Source organism: Desulfotomaculum sp. (assembly GCF_982386235.1).
Map to the genome: position 1 here is coordinate 1 of NZ_CEVWQM010000032.1, position 16874 is coordinate 16874.

A 16874-nucleotide genomic window follows, 5' to 3' on the forward strand; every position below is an offset into this window, starting at 1 on the left:
CCTCGCAGGAGAAAACGTCGAAAACCCATGTCCTGTTTCAGTACGCCAAAAGCACCCTCGACCTGGATGGAGCGATTGATCCGCAAGAGAATGCCTTCGTCAGTATTGATGCGGGTCTCCATTTCGCTGCGCTGTCTCTGAAAGTTCTTGGAGACATAAAGGTTCTTACTCCGTTCTTCCAGGGGTGTTTTGCTTGCTCCTTTGATGCACTTGGCTTTGTGAGGGCAGCCGTCACAGTGAGCACAGGAATACACGGTGGTCAGGATCGGATATCCGTTCTTGGACTTGCTTTTCTTTTCATAGGCCACCTGGATTCTCTGACCTGCATGGCAGATGTAGGCGTCATTATCAACATCGTAAGGCATATTCTCCCGCTTGCCGATGTCGCTTTTGTATTTCTTGGTCTTGGCCCGGTTATGGTTGGCTGGTTTGATAAAGGCTAGCTGTCCGTTCTCCTCGCACCAGGTATAGTTTTCTTCGCTCTCGAAGCCTGCGTCTGCTACTGGTTTGGTGTAGCCAAGGGGAAGAAGCTTTTCCATTATCGGGATGAAGGTGTTTGTATCACTGCGTTCCTGGGAGATTATCGCACTTACGATGTATTCGGCGTCTACTGCCAGGGTGAGATTGTAGCCCGGTTTCAATTGGCCGTTTTTCATGTGGTCTTCTTTCATTCGCATGAAGGTGGCATCTCGGTCTGTTTTGGAAAAGCTGTTCCTCTCACCCAAACTGTGGTTGTAGTCGTCATATTTTTTCTGACGGACAAGGTAGCCCTCTACCATTTCAATCGCTTTCTGTAAGGGGGATTTTCGTTTGCCTTTTCCACGGACGAATTCTTCTTCACCTTTTAGGGCATATAGCTTTTTCCGCAGTTTCTTGAGGTCTTTGGCCCGGATTTTTTCTCCTACATAGAGACGTATACCCATTTGGTTCGCCAGTTTTGGCAGTTCTGTTTTCATTTTATCTTGCATTTTGGCTTCGTTTTTTTGAGTGGTTTTTTTCCACACAAAGCTATATCGGTTTGCGTTGGCTTCCAGCTTTGTTCCATCAATAAAAACACTGCATAATGACAGTTCCCCTGCTTGGGCCAAAAGTTCTATCAGTTGGGAGAACATATCCTCCACGATTCCCGTCAGCCGTTCGCTCCGAAAGCGGGCGATGGTGGCATGATCGGGTGCCGGAGACCGGCCTAGCAGGTACATGAAGTTAATGTCTCGCTGACAGGCCTGTTCCAGTTTTCGGCTGGAATAGATGCCGTTCATGTATCCATAAACGATGATTTTAAAGAGACTTTCCGGTGACCGCTCGATTCTCCCCAGACGGGAGTACGCCGCATGCAATTTCCGATAATCAATCCTTTCCAACACGGCATTGAGTAGTCTCACTGAATCGTCCTCCGGGATCATTTCTCCTATATCCATCGGAATTACCAGTTGATATACATTCCCGGTTAATGTATAATTTGGCTGTAAAGTTTTGTTCACAACTATATTTTACAACAAAAGACGGCTTCTGGCATCTGCCAGTCGCCGTCTTTTGTTGTTTTCCAGGCTGGCTTACTGCGACACTCCCTTTATCCATTAGCCTAAGGTTTCTGAGGTTATTTTCATCTGCATTAGTAAGCCTAAATAGTCATAGCCACCCGCCTTTGAACAGGTACCGGACATATTAAAACCGCCAAAGGGATGAACCCCAACCAGTGCTCCGGTACATTTTCTATTAAAATACAGGTTGCCAACATTAAATTCTTCCTTAGCCTGGGCAATGTTTTCTCTGTTTCTGCTATATAAGGAACCGGTTAAGCCATACTCTGTATTGTTAACAACAGCCAATGCTTCAGCAAAATCCTTTACCTTGATCAAGGCCAAGACCGGCCCAAAGATTTCTTCTAAGGAAATTCTGGCTGTGGGTGCTATATCCTTAAAGATGGTGGGCCTAACAAACCAACCCTGATTGCCAAATCTTTCGCCCCCCAATACCAGGGTGCCTTCTGTTTTTCCAATTTCGATGTACTCTAAAATTTTCTCCATGGCCCTCTTTTCAATGACCGGCCCGGTAGAAAAGTTTTCTTCCGGCAAGCCCATGGCCAATTTTGAGGCCAGTGCCAGAACCTTTTCGATTACTTCCTCATAGACACTTTCCACAACAATGGCCCTGGAACATGCCGAACACTTTTGACCCTGGAAACCAAAGGCCGAAGCAACAATTCCCTGGGCTGCTTTATCGAGGTCTGCTGTCTCATCCACAATAATGGAATCTTTACCGCCCATTTCAGCGGCTACTCGCTTAATCCATTTTTGACCTGGGGCAACCTTAGCAGCTAATTCGCTGATCCTAAGCCCTACTTCCTTAGAGCCGGTAAAGTTGATAAAACGAGTTAATTTATGGGAAACCAAGTAATCACCAATGGCTCCGCCAGAGCCAGGCAGATAGTTTACCACTCCACTGGGTAAACCAACCTCCTGCAGCAGTTCCATGAATTTAGCAGCGATAACCGGTGTAGCACTGGCTGGTTTAAGAACAACGGTATTACCGGTTACCACCGATGCCACTGTCATACCCGCCATAATGGCCAGGGGAAAGTTCCAAGGTGGGATAACAACCCCTACCCCCAGGGGAACATATTTCATTTTGTTATACTCACCGTTTACTGGAATCAACTCTGGAGGATTGGCATAGCGCAACATTTCATGGGCATAAAAATTCATAAAATCAATGGCCTCTGCGGTGTCTGCATCCGCCTCAGCCCAGTTTTTACCCGATTCTAAAATTAACCAGGCGGAAAAATAATGCTTTCTTTGTCTCATCCGTTCAGCCGCTTTAAATAAATAGATGGCCCGTTCTTCGGCTTCTACCTTAGACCAACTTTTAAAGGTAGCATAAGCAGTTTCGATGGCCTGTTCAGCCTGAGCCAAGTTTGCCTTGGCCACTTTACCGATAATTTCATTTTCATTGGCCGGATTAGTGGAAATAATTAGATCATCGTTATAAATTGTTTCTTCTCCAATATATAAGGGATATGTTTTCCCCAATTCCTGGCGCACTTGGGCGATGGCAGACTTAATCGCTTCTGCATTTTCAGGCAAGGCAAAATTTGTAAAGGGTTCATTCGCAAAGTTTTTCATAAGCTCCTCCTTCAATATGTGTTCATTCCATGAATCTCAGTGGTGCTATACCACGGAGGGTTCAACAAATAGTTCTCCCCGCTCAAAGCGGGAGAAATCAAACATACCAATGGGGAAACTGGTTTCTTCCCCTAGAATGTGTTCGGCCATTAATTTTCCTGTCATGGGGGCAATCATAAAACCATGACCGGAGAAACCAGCGGCCAAGTGAAAACCTTCAACACCAGGCACACTGCCTAAAATTTGTTGACGATCCGGTGTCAAATCATATTGGCCGGCCCATTGCCGAACTACCCTTAAATTTGCCAGTGGTGGCAATAGGAAGGTGGCCTTAGCCGCCATTTCATGGAGGAACTGCCAACTGCCATTATCATTGTAATCCTTCGGTTCGTTAGGATCACCAAGGCCCATCACAAAACCCCCATGGGGTACCTGTTGGCAGTAAAGTCCATGGTAAAAACTCATCACCATGGGGCCCTGCAGCGGTTCCACTGGTTCTGTGACCAGAATTTGGTGTCGCTCCGGGGTAATGGGTACATCAATGCCGATGGTTTGTGAAAGTTCCCGGGAATAGGAACCAGCACATAAAATAACCACGGATGACTCAATGGTTCCTTTATTTGTCTTAACTCCCTTGATTTTCCCTTCGTGAGCTAATAATCCAGTAACTTCCGTGTAGGTTAATATTTCAACCCCTAACCTTTGGGCTGCCTTGGCATAGGCATCCGTGGTTTTGAAGGGATTACAGTGGCCATCTTTACCACAGAAGGTAGCACCCAACAAGCCCTGGGTATTTAGGTGTGGTACAATTTCCTTCGCCTCTTCAGGCGTAACCCAACGGGAGGGAATGCCCAATTGATGTTGAACACCAAGATTTTTATGAAATTGTTCAACCATTTTTTCTGTGTAGGCTAATAACAAGTAGCCGCTTTGTTTAAATTCGATACTTCCATCATAACGAAGTTCCTCTTCCAGGTTTTCAAACATTTCAATACTGTTCTTCGCCAACATACAGTTGGTCTCAGTACCAAATTGCATCCTCACGCCGGCACCACAACGACCGGTGGCACCGCTGGTAAGGTATTTTCTTTCAATTAATACGATATCCTTGGCACCTTTCTTGGCCAGATGATAGGCAATGGAGCAGCCAATAACGCCGCCGCCAACAATAACATAATTTGCGGTTTTATTCATGCACGGTACCTCCTGCGAGAACCCCCATTTTTACGGCGGTGGTTGGTTGGCGGAATACGGTTAGAGGAATGTCCTCCACAGACAGTCCCGTTGCTTTAGCCAGTTCGTGAACAATTAAAGGGGTGCAGGTTCTACCCTGACAGGGTCCCATGCCAACACGCAATAACCTTTTCAGTTGTTCTAAATCGGTGATTCCCTTTTGAATATAGGCACGCACCTCTTCTACGGTGATGTCCTCACAACGACAGATTAGAGTCATATCCTGACCGTTATTTTGACACATTTACTGCACCCCCTTAACTTTAAAATGCCGAACTTCCATCATTATGTCCTTAGGCACAGCTAACCATACGATTGCTGTCCGGTCCTGAATTTTAGGATTTTGCACCAGAACCACCTTGGCATCCCCGATGGCCTGGCCAGCCCGATTAATGGCTGTGACGATTTCATTTACTTCAGGGATCGGTAAAAATTCATAGGGTATTTTGACCACGGCCTCGGTTTCCGAATAAGTAGCATCTACAACAAAAATTGCCAGGCCAGGGCAACGACTCATGCAGGTACCGCAACCGTTGCATTGGTCAAATAATATTTGAGGTCGCTCATTGATATCTGTAAACTCTTTGATTGCTCCCCGCTTACAACTATGGTAACAGGGATCACAGGGTATATTTTGAAAGCATTCAGCTATGGCCACTGGACCTTGGGCCAAGCGTTCCTGCGGGGGTAAGACCTGGGCCACATCTTCCGCTGTGGCAATACCATCCTTGGGCAGCATGGAACATCACTCCTACCATTTTATCATTAAAGAGATACCCGGGCTAATCCACTGCGGATTTTTTCACCCACTGAACCGGAACGCAAACCAGCCAGTTGTTTCAGGAAGTTAATTTTGTCTAACTTCAAGGCTTCATTGCCATAACCAAGACTTTCAGCGGCATTTAAGCCGGCCAAGGCACCTTCCATCATGGCCGCGGAGGCTTCTTCAATACCTGACACGTCACCAGCCACATAAATACCAGGCACGGAGGTTTCCAATTGCTCATTACGCAAAGGGACATTGCCACCCAATGCTGGGACATAGACCATCCTGCAGCCAGCTTGCCAGAGCAATTCCGTCATAGGGGTTAGTCCCACTGATAAGCATATAACATCCGCATCGATGTCCTTTTCTGTGCCAGCCATGGGTTGCCAATTTTCATCAATTTGAGCAACCTTTGCACCACAGACTTCCCTTTCACCGTAGGCTTTTAAAATGGTATGACTAGTTAGGATGGGGATACCTGCTCGCACCACCTTTGCTGCATGTACCCAATAGGCACCAATCTTTGGCGCACCTTCAATAATGGCGGCTACTTCAATGCCTGCCTGAAGCAATTGATAACTTACGATAACGCCAATATTGCCTGCTCCAACCATAAGAACTCGATGACCAGGTTTTACGCCAAAAACATTGACCAGGGTTTGCACCGCTCCGGCACCATATACCCCTGGCAAATCGTTATTGGGAAAGAGCAAGGTCTTTTCTGCCCCACCCGTGGCGATGATGAGTTTTTTAGGTTTAATGGCAATTATTTTATGATGTTGTTCCACCAGCAGCACTCCGTCCTCATAATAGCCCAGAGCGGTTGCTTCGGTCATCACTTGAATATTGGCAGTTCCCTTTACCTGGTCACTGAGATCCCGGGCAATATTAATTCCCCGTTCCGAAGCCCTTTGCTCTTTGGAGCCAAAGAAACGGTGTGTTTGTTTGATGAGTTGACCACCTAAATAATCGTTACGGTCTATTAAAATAACCTCTGCCCCGGCCCGAGCTGCCTGAGTTGCCGCAGCTAAACCTGCGGGACCACCGCCCACAATGACAATTTCGGATTGTTTCACTTCAATTCCCCTTTCCCCTTCTGGGTCTCGACGATCATCCCCGCTTGCAATTTTTCTATACAAACACGGACATTGGGTTCGTCATTTACAATCATTAAGCAAGAGGAACAATTTCCTATATTACAAAACAAGCCCCTAGGCCGATGTAAATGCCCGCTTTCACGCATGATTCTCACCCCTGCCGCGTGCAGGGCCGAGGCTATGGACTCTCCTTCATATCCTTCCAATTCTTTGCCATCGAAAGTAAAGGTAACCTTTTCGCCGGCTTTAAAGTCAAGTATGGGATGTTTTTCAATTCTCATGGGCGATACCTCCTCATAAAGAATATTCTTGCAAATTTCGTGCCGAATGGACAATCTTCCCTCCGGGGTGTACAGTTTTTTGGCTATCAGCCATTAGCCTTTATCCGAACAGCTTAAAACAGGGCCTTGAAGCCTTGGACCTTGGGCTTTTTCTGCCTGTTATGCTTAAAGTTTTTAGCTAACCGCCAGAAAAAAAGAACGCGTCATTGACGCGTTCTTTTTAGCAAGGAAACAAGTTGTATAATTTGCTGTACATTTAATGTCTATCCTGACACATGTGTTTGGACAGTTAGGACTTACATAATTCCCAGTTGATGCATTTTATAGTAAAGGGTGCTTCTGGGAATACCTAACATGCGGGCAGCCTCTGAACGATTGCCATTTACCTGCTTTAAGGTACGTATGATAAGTTCCCTTTCAGTCTGTTCTGTAACCGAGGCTAGGCCGGTGGTCGCCGTTACTTGCTCCTGTAAGTTACCTGTTTTTAAAGAGTCGGGAATAGACTTCTCGGAGACGGTATCACCTTCCGTGAGAATAACCATACGCTCGATCACATTTTTAAGCTGCCGAATGTTACCAGGCCAGGGATAAGCTAAGAGAGTAGCCATAACACCTGGCTCCAGTTTGGAAATTTGTTTATGATAGAGCTGGCTGAATTCTTGCAGGAATAAATAAACCAATTCCGGGATGTCTTCCCTTCTCTCCCGCAGGGGTGGTATCTCCAGGGATACAACATTAAGACGATAATAAAGGTCTTCCCGGAAGGTTCCCTTGGCCATCATATCCTCCAGTAAACGGTTGGTGGCGGCGATAATTCTTACATCCACCTTAATTGGTGCGGCACCGCCAACTCTAAAAAAGACACCATCCTGAAGTACACGGAGGAGTTTTACCTGCATGTCCAAGGGTAGTTCACCAATCTCATCCAGGAAAAGTGTGCCGCCGTTGGCCGTTTCAAACACACCGGCTTTTCCCTTCTTGTCAGCACCAGTAAAGGCACCGCTTTCGTAGCCAAACATTTCGCTTTCGAAAAGACTAGGTGGAATTGCTGCACAATTTATGACACAGAAATTTTTTCCCGCCCGATGGCTCGCCTCATGAATGGCTTTGGCAAATAACTCTTTGCCTGTTCCACTCTCGCCGCGCAAGAGCACCACAGCACTGGTTAAGGCGGCTTTTCTTGCAACATTGATTAGATCAATGAGCCTTTTATGGTGACCCTTGATGGTAGCAAAGGGGTTTCGATCCGTGGCAAATTTATCAATCTCTTTTTCCAACCGCTGAACTTGGGAACTTGCCTGATTTAATTTATTATTTAATTGCACGATTTCCGTAATATCTTTTTCTACCGTAACACCACCAATTACCTTCGGTCCCAACCTTACGGGTGCAGCATTGACTAAAACGTGGGTACCTTCAACTGGTTGGTGCGGCAGGGAACGTATCTCCTGCCATTCTTTATTAACCCTGGTTACTACCAGATTCGTAAAAAAGCTATGGACAGACTTGCCAATAATATCCTGGGCTTTGATGGCATATAGTTCTTCTGCCCGGCTATTCCAGGTGATTACTACATCCTCTTGATTTACAATGCAGATGGCTTCATCCACAGTCTCTACCACAGCATTTATACGGGCTTCGGTTTCACAAACCCTTAGGGCAAGGTCATGGAATACCTGATCATAGGATAATACTCCAAGAATTTTTCTATAATTATCACGGCACACGAGGGCATGATAACGAAGTTCCGGTAAAAAGGCTAAGATTTCCCGATCAAGATCCTCTTCATCGAGGGTCGAAAAATCCCTTCTCATTACCTGTTTTACCTGTAAATCGGTATCCAGTTTACGGTTAATGGCATCTCTCCAAAGCAAAATACCAACCAATTTTTCTCCATCTTTCACCAGAACAATGGGACGCCCCGGTATACCCTTTTCTCGTATTTGACCGATGGTTTCATCTGGAGTAACGGACAGAAGTTCCTTGTATAGCATTTCTTTCACTGTCAAAAAGCCTTTATGCATTATATCACCCCATTTAAGCCGTCAGCTTAACTATTAGTCGATCCTGGCGTTGGAGGCCTTAACTGGCCGTGGACCATGAGCCGTAGGCTTTGAAGCATCACCTGTCATCCTGAGCAATAGGAAGGATCTTTTCGATCCTTTGGAAGGCTTCCTTCGCCACCGCTTAGGATGACATGAAAGCACCAAGGCCATAGGCCTTGGTCTTTTAGCGGATGGCTGACGACGGATGGCTTATTTTATTCCCCCAAGTAAGCCTTCTGCACCTCAGGGTTATTCGCTAAATCTGCCGCAGGACCGGATAGGACGATTTCCCCGGTTTCCAGTACATAGGCCCGATGGGATATCGATAAGGCCATGTGGGCATTTTGCTCAACCAATAGGATGGTTGTGCCAGTTTGATTGATTTCCTTAATGATGGAAAATATCTCTCGAACCAGCATCGGTGCTAAACCCATAGAAGGTTCGTCCATTAATAGTACCTGGGGGCGTGACATCAAGGCCCGACCCATGGCTAACATTTGTTGTTCGCCACCAGAGAGTGTCCCAGACAGTTGGTTTTTACGTTCTTCCAGACGGGGAAAACGTTCAAAAACCTTTTTTATATCTTCCTTCACGCCGACTTTGTCCTTACGTATATAAGCACCCATCTCTAAATTTTCCATCACAGTCATGCGAGTAAAAACCCGCCGTCCTTCTGGTACTTGGCAAATACCTAGGGAGACGATTTGATGGGGAGGCATTTTGGTAATCGGCTGCCCTTTATAGGTAATGGTACCCAACTGGGGGCGAATTAAGCCAGAAATTGTGCGCAGAGTTGTTGTCTTTCCTGCACCGTTAGCCCCAATTAGGGCTACAATTTGTCCTTCTGCCACTTGACAAGAAATCCCCTTAAGTGCTCGAATAGCCCCGTAGGAAACATGCAGGTCATTTAATTCCAGCAGCATGGGCTAGACCACTTCCTTTCCCAAATAGGCTGCAATAACTGCGGGATCATGTTGGATTTCTGCTGGCGTTCCGGCAGAAATTTTTCTGCCATAATCTAAAACAGCGATACGATCCGATAAACTCATAACAAACTTCATGTCGTGTTCAACCAAAAAAATGGTCAGGCCCTTAGCTTGAATTTTTCTGATCATGTTCATTAAAGTCATTTTTTCCTGGGGATTCATACCAGCAGCAGGTTCATCCAGCAAAATAAGTTTGGGATTGGTGGCCATGGCCCTGGCAATTTCTAAACGACGTTGCTCTCCATAGGGTAAGTTTTTTGCTAATTCATCTGCTTTATGATCAAGTTCCATTAGTTTTAAGGCTTCCATCGATGCTTCTGTAATGGCCTTTTCTTCCTTTTTAACCCTGGGACCTCTTAAAATGGCTGACAGAAAGCCAGCCTTCGTTCGACAATGTTGGCCAATTTTGACGTTTTCTAGGACAGTCATTTCACCAAACAGCCTGATATTTTGAAAAGTCCGAGCGATACCCATTTCAGTAATGGTGTGTGGTTTTAGACCACTTACTTTAATATTTTGAAAGGTTATTTCCCCTTCGGTTGGCGGATAAATACCGGTTATTAGGTTGAATATGGTACTTTTACCGGCTCCATTGGGTCCAATGAGGGCACGAATTTTACCCTGCTCAATCTTTATACTTACATTATCAACGGCAGTAAGACCGCCAAAACGAATGGTGACATCTCTAAGTTCCAGTAATATTTTTGACATGTGCTTTTACCTCCGTTAGTTAGCGCCGGTGGCTGAAGCTTTATCTCGTTGGGAAAGCTTCTTTTTAAAAACCCTGCTTAACCTAACACCGCCCAGCAAACCTCTGGGTCGAACAATCATCATAAATACCATCAATAAACCATACACCATCATCCGATAATCAGCAATAAATCGGAGAAACTCAGGTGCCAGAGTTAGGATACTGGTACCTAAAATAACGCCAGGAATACTTCCTAATCCCCCCAATACCACGAAGGTTAGGAATTCAAAGGATTTAAGAAAACCAAAATCCGATGGATTTAGATAGGTTAAGAGGTGAGCATACAGTCCACCACTTACCCCGGCAAAAAATGTACCTAAAGCAAAGGCAACAATTTTTGAATTCGTAATGTTAACGCCCATGGCCTCTGCAGCAATCTCATCTTCACGAATTGCTACTAAAGCACGGCCAAAGCGAGAATTTTCCAAGCGATACATGGCCCAAATTGTAAAAAACACAACAAAAATCACCAGAGTGAGACTGGAATTACGAGGAATCCCGGCCATACCAAGTGCCCCACCAGTAATACTTAAATTAAGAAAAACAACCCGCACAATTTCACCAAATCCTAAAGTAGCAATTCCTAAATAATCACCACTTAATCTGAGGGTAGGAAAACCCAACAAGATACCCCATATACTGGCCATAACTCCTCCGGCAAGAATAGCGATGGGAAAAGGCATGCCTAATTTAAGACTGGTAATCGCCGACGCATAAGCCCCAATACTTAAAAATGCCGCATGACCGAAGGATAACTGACCTGTTACCCCAGTAATTAAATTTAATCCGAGGGAGCCGATCAGGTATATACCCAGCATTGTTAGGACCTGAATATAATAGTCATTTAAAAAAGCCTTGAAAAAACTGTCACTTAATAAAATGTTAAAAATAGTATCCATGCTAAGTTACCTACACTTTCCTCTGGATTGGACGCCCCAGCAAACCAGTGGGCCGGAAAAGTAACACCACAATCAATAAGGTAAAGGCAATGGCGTCTTTATATAGATCAAACCCGCCGGCAATACCAAGGGTTTCGGCAACTCCTAAAAAGATACCACCCAGCATAGCACCGGGGATACTGCCAATGCCACCTAAAACGGCAGCACAAAAAGCCTTTAATCCTGCAGAAACCCCCATCAATGGGGATACCGAATTAAAGTAAATTCCCACCAACACACCACCGGCTGCAGCCAGCGATGAACCAATGGCAAAGGTAAAGGAAATAACTCGATTAACGTTAATACCCATGAGGGATGCTGCATCATAATCTTCCGAAGCTGCCCGCATGGCTTTACCGATTTTTACATATTTTACAATAAAGGTTAGTCCCGCCATCAATAAACTGGCCACAACTAAAATAAGGATTTGCACCTTGGTAATTTCCAGGGAACCAAACTTATAGATGGCATCTTCAATAACATGAGGAAACCCCACTGGCTGAGGTCCTTGAACCTTGGTCATTAGGGTCTGTAAAAAAATTGAAACACCAATGGCTGAAATTAACGGTGATAACCTCGTTGATCCACGCAGTGGTCGATAGGCAATTCTCTCTATGGATACACCAATAATCATGCAGGTAAGCATGGCAGCAACTAAAGACACTACCAACCCCTGTTTAAAAACGGCGACCATCAACACCCCGACAAAGGCACCTACCATATATATTTCTCCGTGAGCAAAATTAATTAATTGAATAATACCATATACCATCGTATAACCCAGTGCGATCAGCGCATAGGTTGCACCCAGTGTTAAGCCGTTAAGCAGTTGTTGTCCAAGCATAGAATCATCCCTTCCTGCGGGGTATTAACAGGTTTGCAGCCATTGCCATGAAGCAATGGCTGCAACTATCTTTGCGCAAATTTTATTTAATATCGACGATATCCTTAACAGCAAACTTGCCTTCTTTTACTTCCAACAAATAAACTGGGCTCTTAATTGGCTCACGGTTTTCCTGGAAGGTTATTGTTCCGGAAACACCTTCCCAATCCTTGGTTTTAGCCAATTCGCTGCGGAATGTTTCAGGTGCATCACTATTGGCAGCTTTTATGGCGTCTGCCAATAACATCACAGCATCATAACCCTGGGCTGCAAACATATCTGGCAGTGCACCATTGTTGCCTGCTTTATATGCTTCGATAAACTTCTTGGTTTTCTCTCCTGCTTTGTTTTCATCAGCAGCAAAACCACAATAGACCATGCTTCCTTCAACGGCTTCGCCGCCCATCTTCATAAGAACATCGCCAAGCAGACCATCGCCGCCTACCATAAATGCTTTGATACCTTGTTTACGAACCTCTTTCATGAAGAGGCCACCCTCGGTATAATAGCCAGTGAAAATAATGCCATCCGGATTTTTTTCTTTAATGGTAGTAACCTGTGCACTAAAGTTTTGATCTCCATCTTGAATACTTTGTTCTACGATAATCTCAATACCGTTTTCAACCAGTGCTGCTTTAAACAGTTTGGATAAACCTACGCTATAGTCGTTATTCATAGAAGTAACAACCGCGACCTTTTGCCAACCCAATTTTTCCTTTACATATTGGGTAACTGCAGGAGCAGCCACTGCATCCAGTAAGGTATCACGGAAAATGTAGTCACCGATTTCAACTACGCCAGTACCTACAGCACCTGCAGAAAGTAAAACAACCTTTTTATCCTGGGCAATTGGTGCAGCAATTTTAGTAATGGCAGTGGTTGGATCCCCAACGATGGCCACAACATTGTCTCTGGTAATCATTTTTTGAGTTACGTTGGCACCTTCGGAGTTTTTGCTGCCATGGTCTTCTTCGATAATTTCAATCTTTTTACCCAAGATACCGCCAGCGTTATTAACATCTGCCGCCGCCATCTTCATGCCTTCCAGGGTAGGTATACCAAAGGCAGCATGTCCACCGGTTTTAGCACCTAGAAAACCAATCTTAATGGTATCTCCACCAGCAGCAGGCTTATCTCCTTCAGCAGCCTTTTTCTCTCCGCCACAGCCGACGAGCACCAGGGAAAGAACTAACATTAATGACATAACCTTCCATAGCTTATTCTTTTTCATCTCTCTATTCCTCTCCTCTGTTCAATAGTATCCTTTTACCTGCCCCTTACTTGTCAAGACCTGATGAAATACCGCAGGCGTTCTGTTAGCCATTAGCCTTTAGCTTTTAGCTAATGACTAAGAGCTAACGGCTAATAGCTAATGGCTACCCCGTCCTCACCTCCGTATTTCATTATTAAACCTTAGCTGGAATACCCAGTTGTCGAAGCTTGTAATATAACGTACTTCTTGGAATACCCAAAACTCTGGCCGCTTCTGAGCGGTTGCCCTTTACCTGTTGCAGGGTTTTTAAGATAAGCTGCTTCTCAGCTTCAATGGCTACATTCATTAGTTTACCTTGTGACACCGTACTTGTAACTAAGGAAATATAGGTATTCCTTCTTAAATTCTCTGGCAGAGAGGCTTCATCAATGATATCACCATCTGTCAAAACCACAAGCCTTTCCACTGCATTCTTTAATTCCCTGACGTTGCCTGGCCAGGTATAATCCAAAAAGGATGTCATTACGGCAGGTTCAATTTTTTTGATGGTTTTATCATACTTATGACAAAACTCCTGCATAAAAAGGTGGACAAGTTCCGGTATGTCCTCCTTACGATCCCTCAGGGGCGGTATTTCCAAGGAAACAACGTTTAGCCTATAGTATAAATCCTCTCTAAATTGGCGGCGATTGATCATATCTTCTAAATTACGGTGGGTTGCTGCCAGCACTCTTACATTGACCTGTACCGGTTGTGACCCCCCCACCCGATAGTAAGTGCTCTCTTGCAATACTCTCAAGAGTTTTGCTTGCATGTCGATGGGCATTTCGCCTACTTCATCCAAGAAAAGTGTGCCGCCGTTGGCCAATTCAAACATGCCCGGTTTACCCTTGCGGTCAGCCCCTGTAAAGGCACCACTTTCGTAGCCAAATAGTTCACTTTCAAAAAGATTTCCTGGGATAGCTCCGCAATTAACGACAATAAATGGATTAAGATGCCTGGGACTGTTTTGATGAATCGCTCTGGCCAGTAATTCTTTACCAGTACCACTTTCACCCCTAAGTAAGACGGTTGCATCGGTAAAGCTTATTTTTTTAGCAAAGATTGTGAGGTTTTGTATGGCTTCGCTTCTGCCAATTAATTTACGAAAAGCGCAATCCTGCCCGGAAATTTTTCTTATTTCTTGTTCCAGGAGTTTAACCTGTGAGCTGGCTTTATTTAATTCTTGGTTCAGTTGTACTAATTCGGTAATATCCTTTTCAACGGATATGCCTCCGACAACATTGTCTGCCACAAGAACCGGTGCCGAGTTAATTAGTACATGTGCACCATCACAGGGTTGATGATAATGTCCTTTAACCTCTTTTCTCTCATGCATACAGCTGCTAACGCGTAAATTAGAAAAATAATCTTCGATACGCTCATTAAGAATGTTTTCGGCCTTGACATTGTAAAGTTGCTCAGCCTTAGGGTTCCAAATTACTACCCGGTGTCCTTTGTCAATGCCACAGATACTTTCATTCACTTGGCACAATACAGTTTCCAAAAATCCTCTTAGGTTGGTAAATTCAGAAAATATTTTATTGGCTACCAATAAGGGGTCTAATATAGCCACTGACTTATCGGTCCTATTATTTATAACGGGTATCGCTGTGGGGTCCTTCACCCATTGTTTAAATAATTCTTCCACTGTGCAGTGCTCTGGAATAAAAAGAGCAATTCTCCAGGCACAAGCACCTAGAGTCTCTTCTCCCATGCTAGATATATCTGAGTGTAATACAATAAAATACTGATCATTTTTCTGCAGCAACAAGCCACCCAACAGGCCAGATTCCAGCAACCTCTGTCCTTCTCTGACAGAAATTGTCCCGTCAACTTCCTGGACAGGTAAACTGGGCAAATCCCTGGCCTCTGGGTAAAATTGATGATATCTCCCCATAGCCCATCACATCCAGGTTATAATTATTTATCATTAGTTTAAATATTCAACACTATCCGTAATAATTCCTGCGAAAATAAGAATGTTATAAAAAATTAAATGAGAAATTTGTACAACTTGCCGACAGCTAAAATCCTCGTCGGTTACCCACCGAGGTAAGCCTTTTTTACTTCGGGGGATTCCAGAAGTTCATTGGCCTCACCAGCAAGAACGATTTTACCAGTTTCCACAACATAACCCCAGTGGGCAATGGATAATGCCATTTTAGCATTTTGTTCCACCAGTAAAATTGTTGTTCCCTGCTCGTTTAATTCCTTAATCATTGTAAATATTTCTTTAACCAGAATAGGCGCTAAACCCATCGACGGTTCATCCAGCAAAAGAAGTTTGGGTTTTGACATTAAAGCCCGACCCATGGCTAACATTTGTTGTTCCCCTCCGGATAAGCTGCCGGCCATCTGATTTTTCCTCTCAGCCAGTCTGGGGAACTTTGTGTAAACCTTTTGCAAATCCTTGGCCGCTTCTTTTTTATTCTTGTTTAAAAAGGCACCTAATTCAAGGTTTTCATAAACAGGCATATTCGCAAATATCCGCCTTCCCTCTGGCACCTGAGTTAAACCCTTCTTGACAATATCTTGGGTTGCTACGCCTGTAATATCGTTGCCTTCGAATAATATCTTACCTTTTTGTGGTTTTATTAGGCCGCAGATGGTGTTAAGTGTCGTTGTTTTTCCTGCACCATTCGCTCCAATAAGAGTAACAATCTTACCTTTGGGAACCTCCAATGAAATACCTTTGATTGCATGAATTGCTCCATAATATACATGAATATCTTCAAGTTTTAACATTAGGAGGCCTCCTCTCCCAGGTATGCTTCAATAACTCTAGGATTATTTTTGATCTCGTCTGGTGTACCCTCCGCAATAAGTTGACCATACTCCAGAACAAATATATTTTCACATACTCCCATTACTAAAGACATATCATGTTCGATTAATAATATTGTCAGGTTAAATTCTTCACGAATCCATCTTATTAATTCCATTAATTCATGGGTTTCCTGGGGGTTCATCCCTGCGGCAGGCTCGTCCAAAAGAAGCAAGCGTGGCTGGGTAGCCATGGCTCTGGCAATCTCCAGGCGTCTTTGTTCTCCATAAGGAAGGTTTTTTGCCAATTCATTACTTTTATCAGCAAGATTAAATATTTTTAGAATTTCCATGGATTTTTCATGCATTTCCTTTTCGCCCGCATAAAACCCGGGTAAGCGGCAAATGGCAGACAACAGCCCATATTGAGCATGGTTATGATAGGCAATTTTTAGATTATCAATAACCGTTAAATCACTAAAGAGACGTATATTCTGAAAGGTTCTGGCAATACCCCGTTGATTAATATTATATGGCTTGAGCCCAACCAAACTCTTATTTTCAAATTGAATATCTCCCGAAGTAGGCAAATATACCCCTGTTAGCATATTAAAAACAGTGGTTTTCCCGGCCCCGTTTGGGCCTATTAAACCGGCTAATTCATTTTTATTTATTTGGATATTCAGCTCTGAAACAGCCCGTAAACCTCCGAAAGATATGGACAGATTATTGACCGATAGAAGTTCCATGTTGT

Annotated in this window: 16 protein-coding genes; all 16 read right to left on the reverse strand. The window is 44.3% G+C overall.

Annotation, left to right across the window (positions count from 1 at the left end; genetic code table 11):
* Nucleotides 1-1481: IS1182 family transposase (locus tag AC1U9Z_RS15645; protein ID WP_479958277.1), on the reverse strand; the 1481-nt coding region annotated here is incomplete at its 3' end.
* Nucleotides 1482-1577: 96 nt separating this feature from the next.
* A complete protein-coding gene (pruA, locus tag AC1U9Z_RS15650) occupies nt 1578-3122 on the reverse strand; it encodes an L-glutamate gamma-semialdehyde dehydrogenase (protein WP_479958278.1) in 1545 nt (514 codons plus the stop codon).
* A gap of 45 nt (nt 3123-3167) precedes the next feature.
* A complete protein-coding gene (locus tag AC1U9Z_RS15655; RefSeq protein WP_479958279.1) occupies nt 3168-4316 on the reverse strand; it encodes an NAD(P)/FAD-dependent oxidoreductase in 1149 nt (382 codons plus the stop codon).
* Nucleotides 4309-4599 carry a (2Fe-2S)-binding protein gene (locus AC1U9Z_RS15660; RefSeq protein ID WP_333530836.1) on the reverse strand — a complete coding sequence of 97 codons (291 nt, stop codon included), beginning with the start codon at nt 4597-4599 and terminating at the stop codon, nt 4309-4311. The genes AC1U9Z_RS15655 and AC1U9Z_RS15660 overlap by 8 nt, the downstream gene beginning before the upstream one ends.
* Nucleotides 4600-5094 (reverse strand): 4Fe-4S binding protein, encoded by a 495-nt coding sequence (locus AC1U9Z_RS15665; RefSeq protein WP_479958280.1) that lies wholly within the window; start codon nt 5092-5094, stop codon nt 4600-4602.
* Nucleotides 5095-5120: 26 nt separating this feature from the next.
* Nucleotides 5121-6197: an NAD(P)/FAD-dependent oxidoreductase gene (locus AC1U9Z_RS15670; protein WP_479958281.1), complete on the reverse strand. Its 1077-nt coding sequence runs from the start codon at nt 6195-6197 to the stop codon at nt 5121-5123.
* Nucleotides 6194-6499 (reverse strand): (2Fe-2S)-binding protein, encoded by a 306-nt coding sequence (locus tag AC1U9Z_RS15675; RefSeq protein WP_333530839.1) that lies wholly within the window; start codon nt 6497-6499, stop codon nt 6194-6196. Before AC1U9Z_RS15675 ends, AC1U9Z_RS15670 begins: the two co-directional genes overlap by 4 nt.
* 296 nt (nt 6500-6795) lie before the next feature.
* On the reverse strand, nt 6796-8523 hold the full coding sequence (locus tag AC1U9Z_RS15680) for a sigma 54-interacting transcriptional regulator (RefSeq protein ID WP_479958282.1): 1728 nt from the start codon (nt 8521-8523) through the stop codon (nt 6796-6798).
* Between the two features lie 236 nt (nt 8524-8759).
* On the reverse strand, nt 8760-9467 hold the full coding sequence (locus AC1U9Z_RS15685) for an ABC transporter ATP-binding protein (RefSeq protein WP_333530841.1): 708 nt from the start codon (nt 9465-9467) through the stop codon (nt 8760-8762).
* A gap of 3 nt (nt 9468-9470) precedes the next feature.
* Nucleotides 9471-10241 (reverse strand): ABC transporter ATP-binding protein, encoded by a 771-nt coding sequence (locus AC1U9Z_RS15690; protein WP_479958283.1) that lies wholly within the window; start codon nt 10239-10241, stop codon nt 9471-9473.
* A gap of 15 nt (nt 10242-10256) precedes the next feature.
* A complete protein-coding gene (locus AC1U9Z_RS15695; protein WP_479958284.1) occupies nt 10257-11180 on the reverse strand; it encodes a branched-chain amino acid ABC transporter permease in 924 nt (307 codons plus the stop codon).
* Between the two features lie 10 nt (nt 11181-11190).
* Nucleotides 11191-12063, reverse strand: coding sequence for a branched-chain amino acid ABC transporter permease (locus tag AC1U9Z_RS15700; protein ID WP_479958285.1), 873 nt, complete (start codon nt 12061-12063; stop codon nt 11191-11193).
* Nucleotides 12064-12145: 82 nt separating this feature from the next.
* A complete protein-coding gene (locus tag AC1U9Z_RS15705) occupies nt 12146-13333 on the reverse strand; it encodes an ABC transporter substrate-binding protein (protein WP_479958286.1) in 1188 nt (395 codons plus the stop codon).
* Between the two features lie 175 nt (nt 13334-13508).
* Nucleotides 13509-15254 carry a sigma-54 interaction domain-containing protein gene (locus tag AC1U9Z_RS15710; RefSeq protein ID WP_479958287.1) on the reverse strand — a complete coding sequence of 582 codons (1746 nt, stop codon included), beginning with the start codon at nt 15252-15254 and terminating at the stop codon, nt 13509-13511.
* A 143-nt stretch (nt 15255-15397) separates the two neighbouring features.
* Entirely contained in the window at nt 15398-16102 is a 705-nt protein-coding gene (locus AC1U9Z_RS15715; protein WP_479958288.1) for an ABC transporter ATP-binding protein, read from the reverse strand.
* A complete protein-coding gene (locus AC1U9Z_RS15720) occupies nt 16102-16869 on the reverse strand; it encodes an ABC transporter ATP-binding protein (protein ID WP_333530848.1) in 768 nt (255 codons plus the stop codon). Before AC1U9Z_RS15720 ends, AC1U9Z_RS15715 begins: the two co-directional genes overlap by 1 nt.
* Nucleotides 16870-16874: the final 5 nt, after the last annotated feature.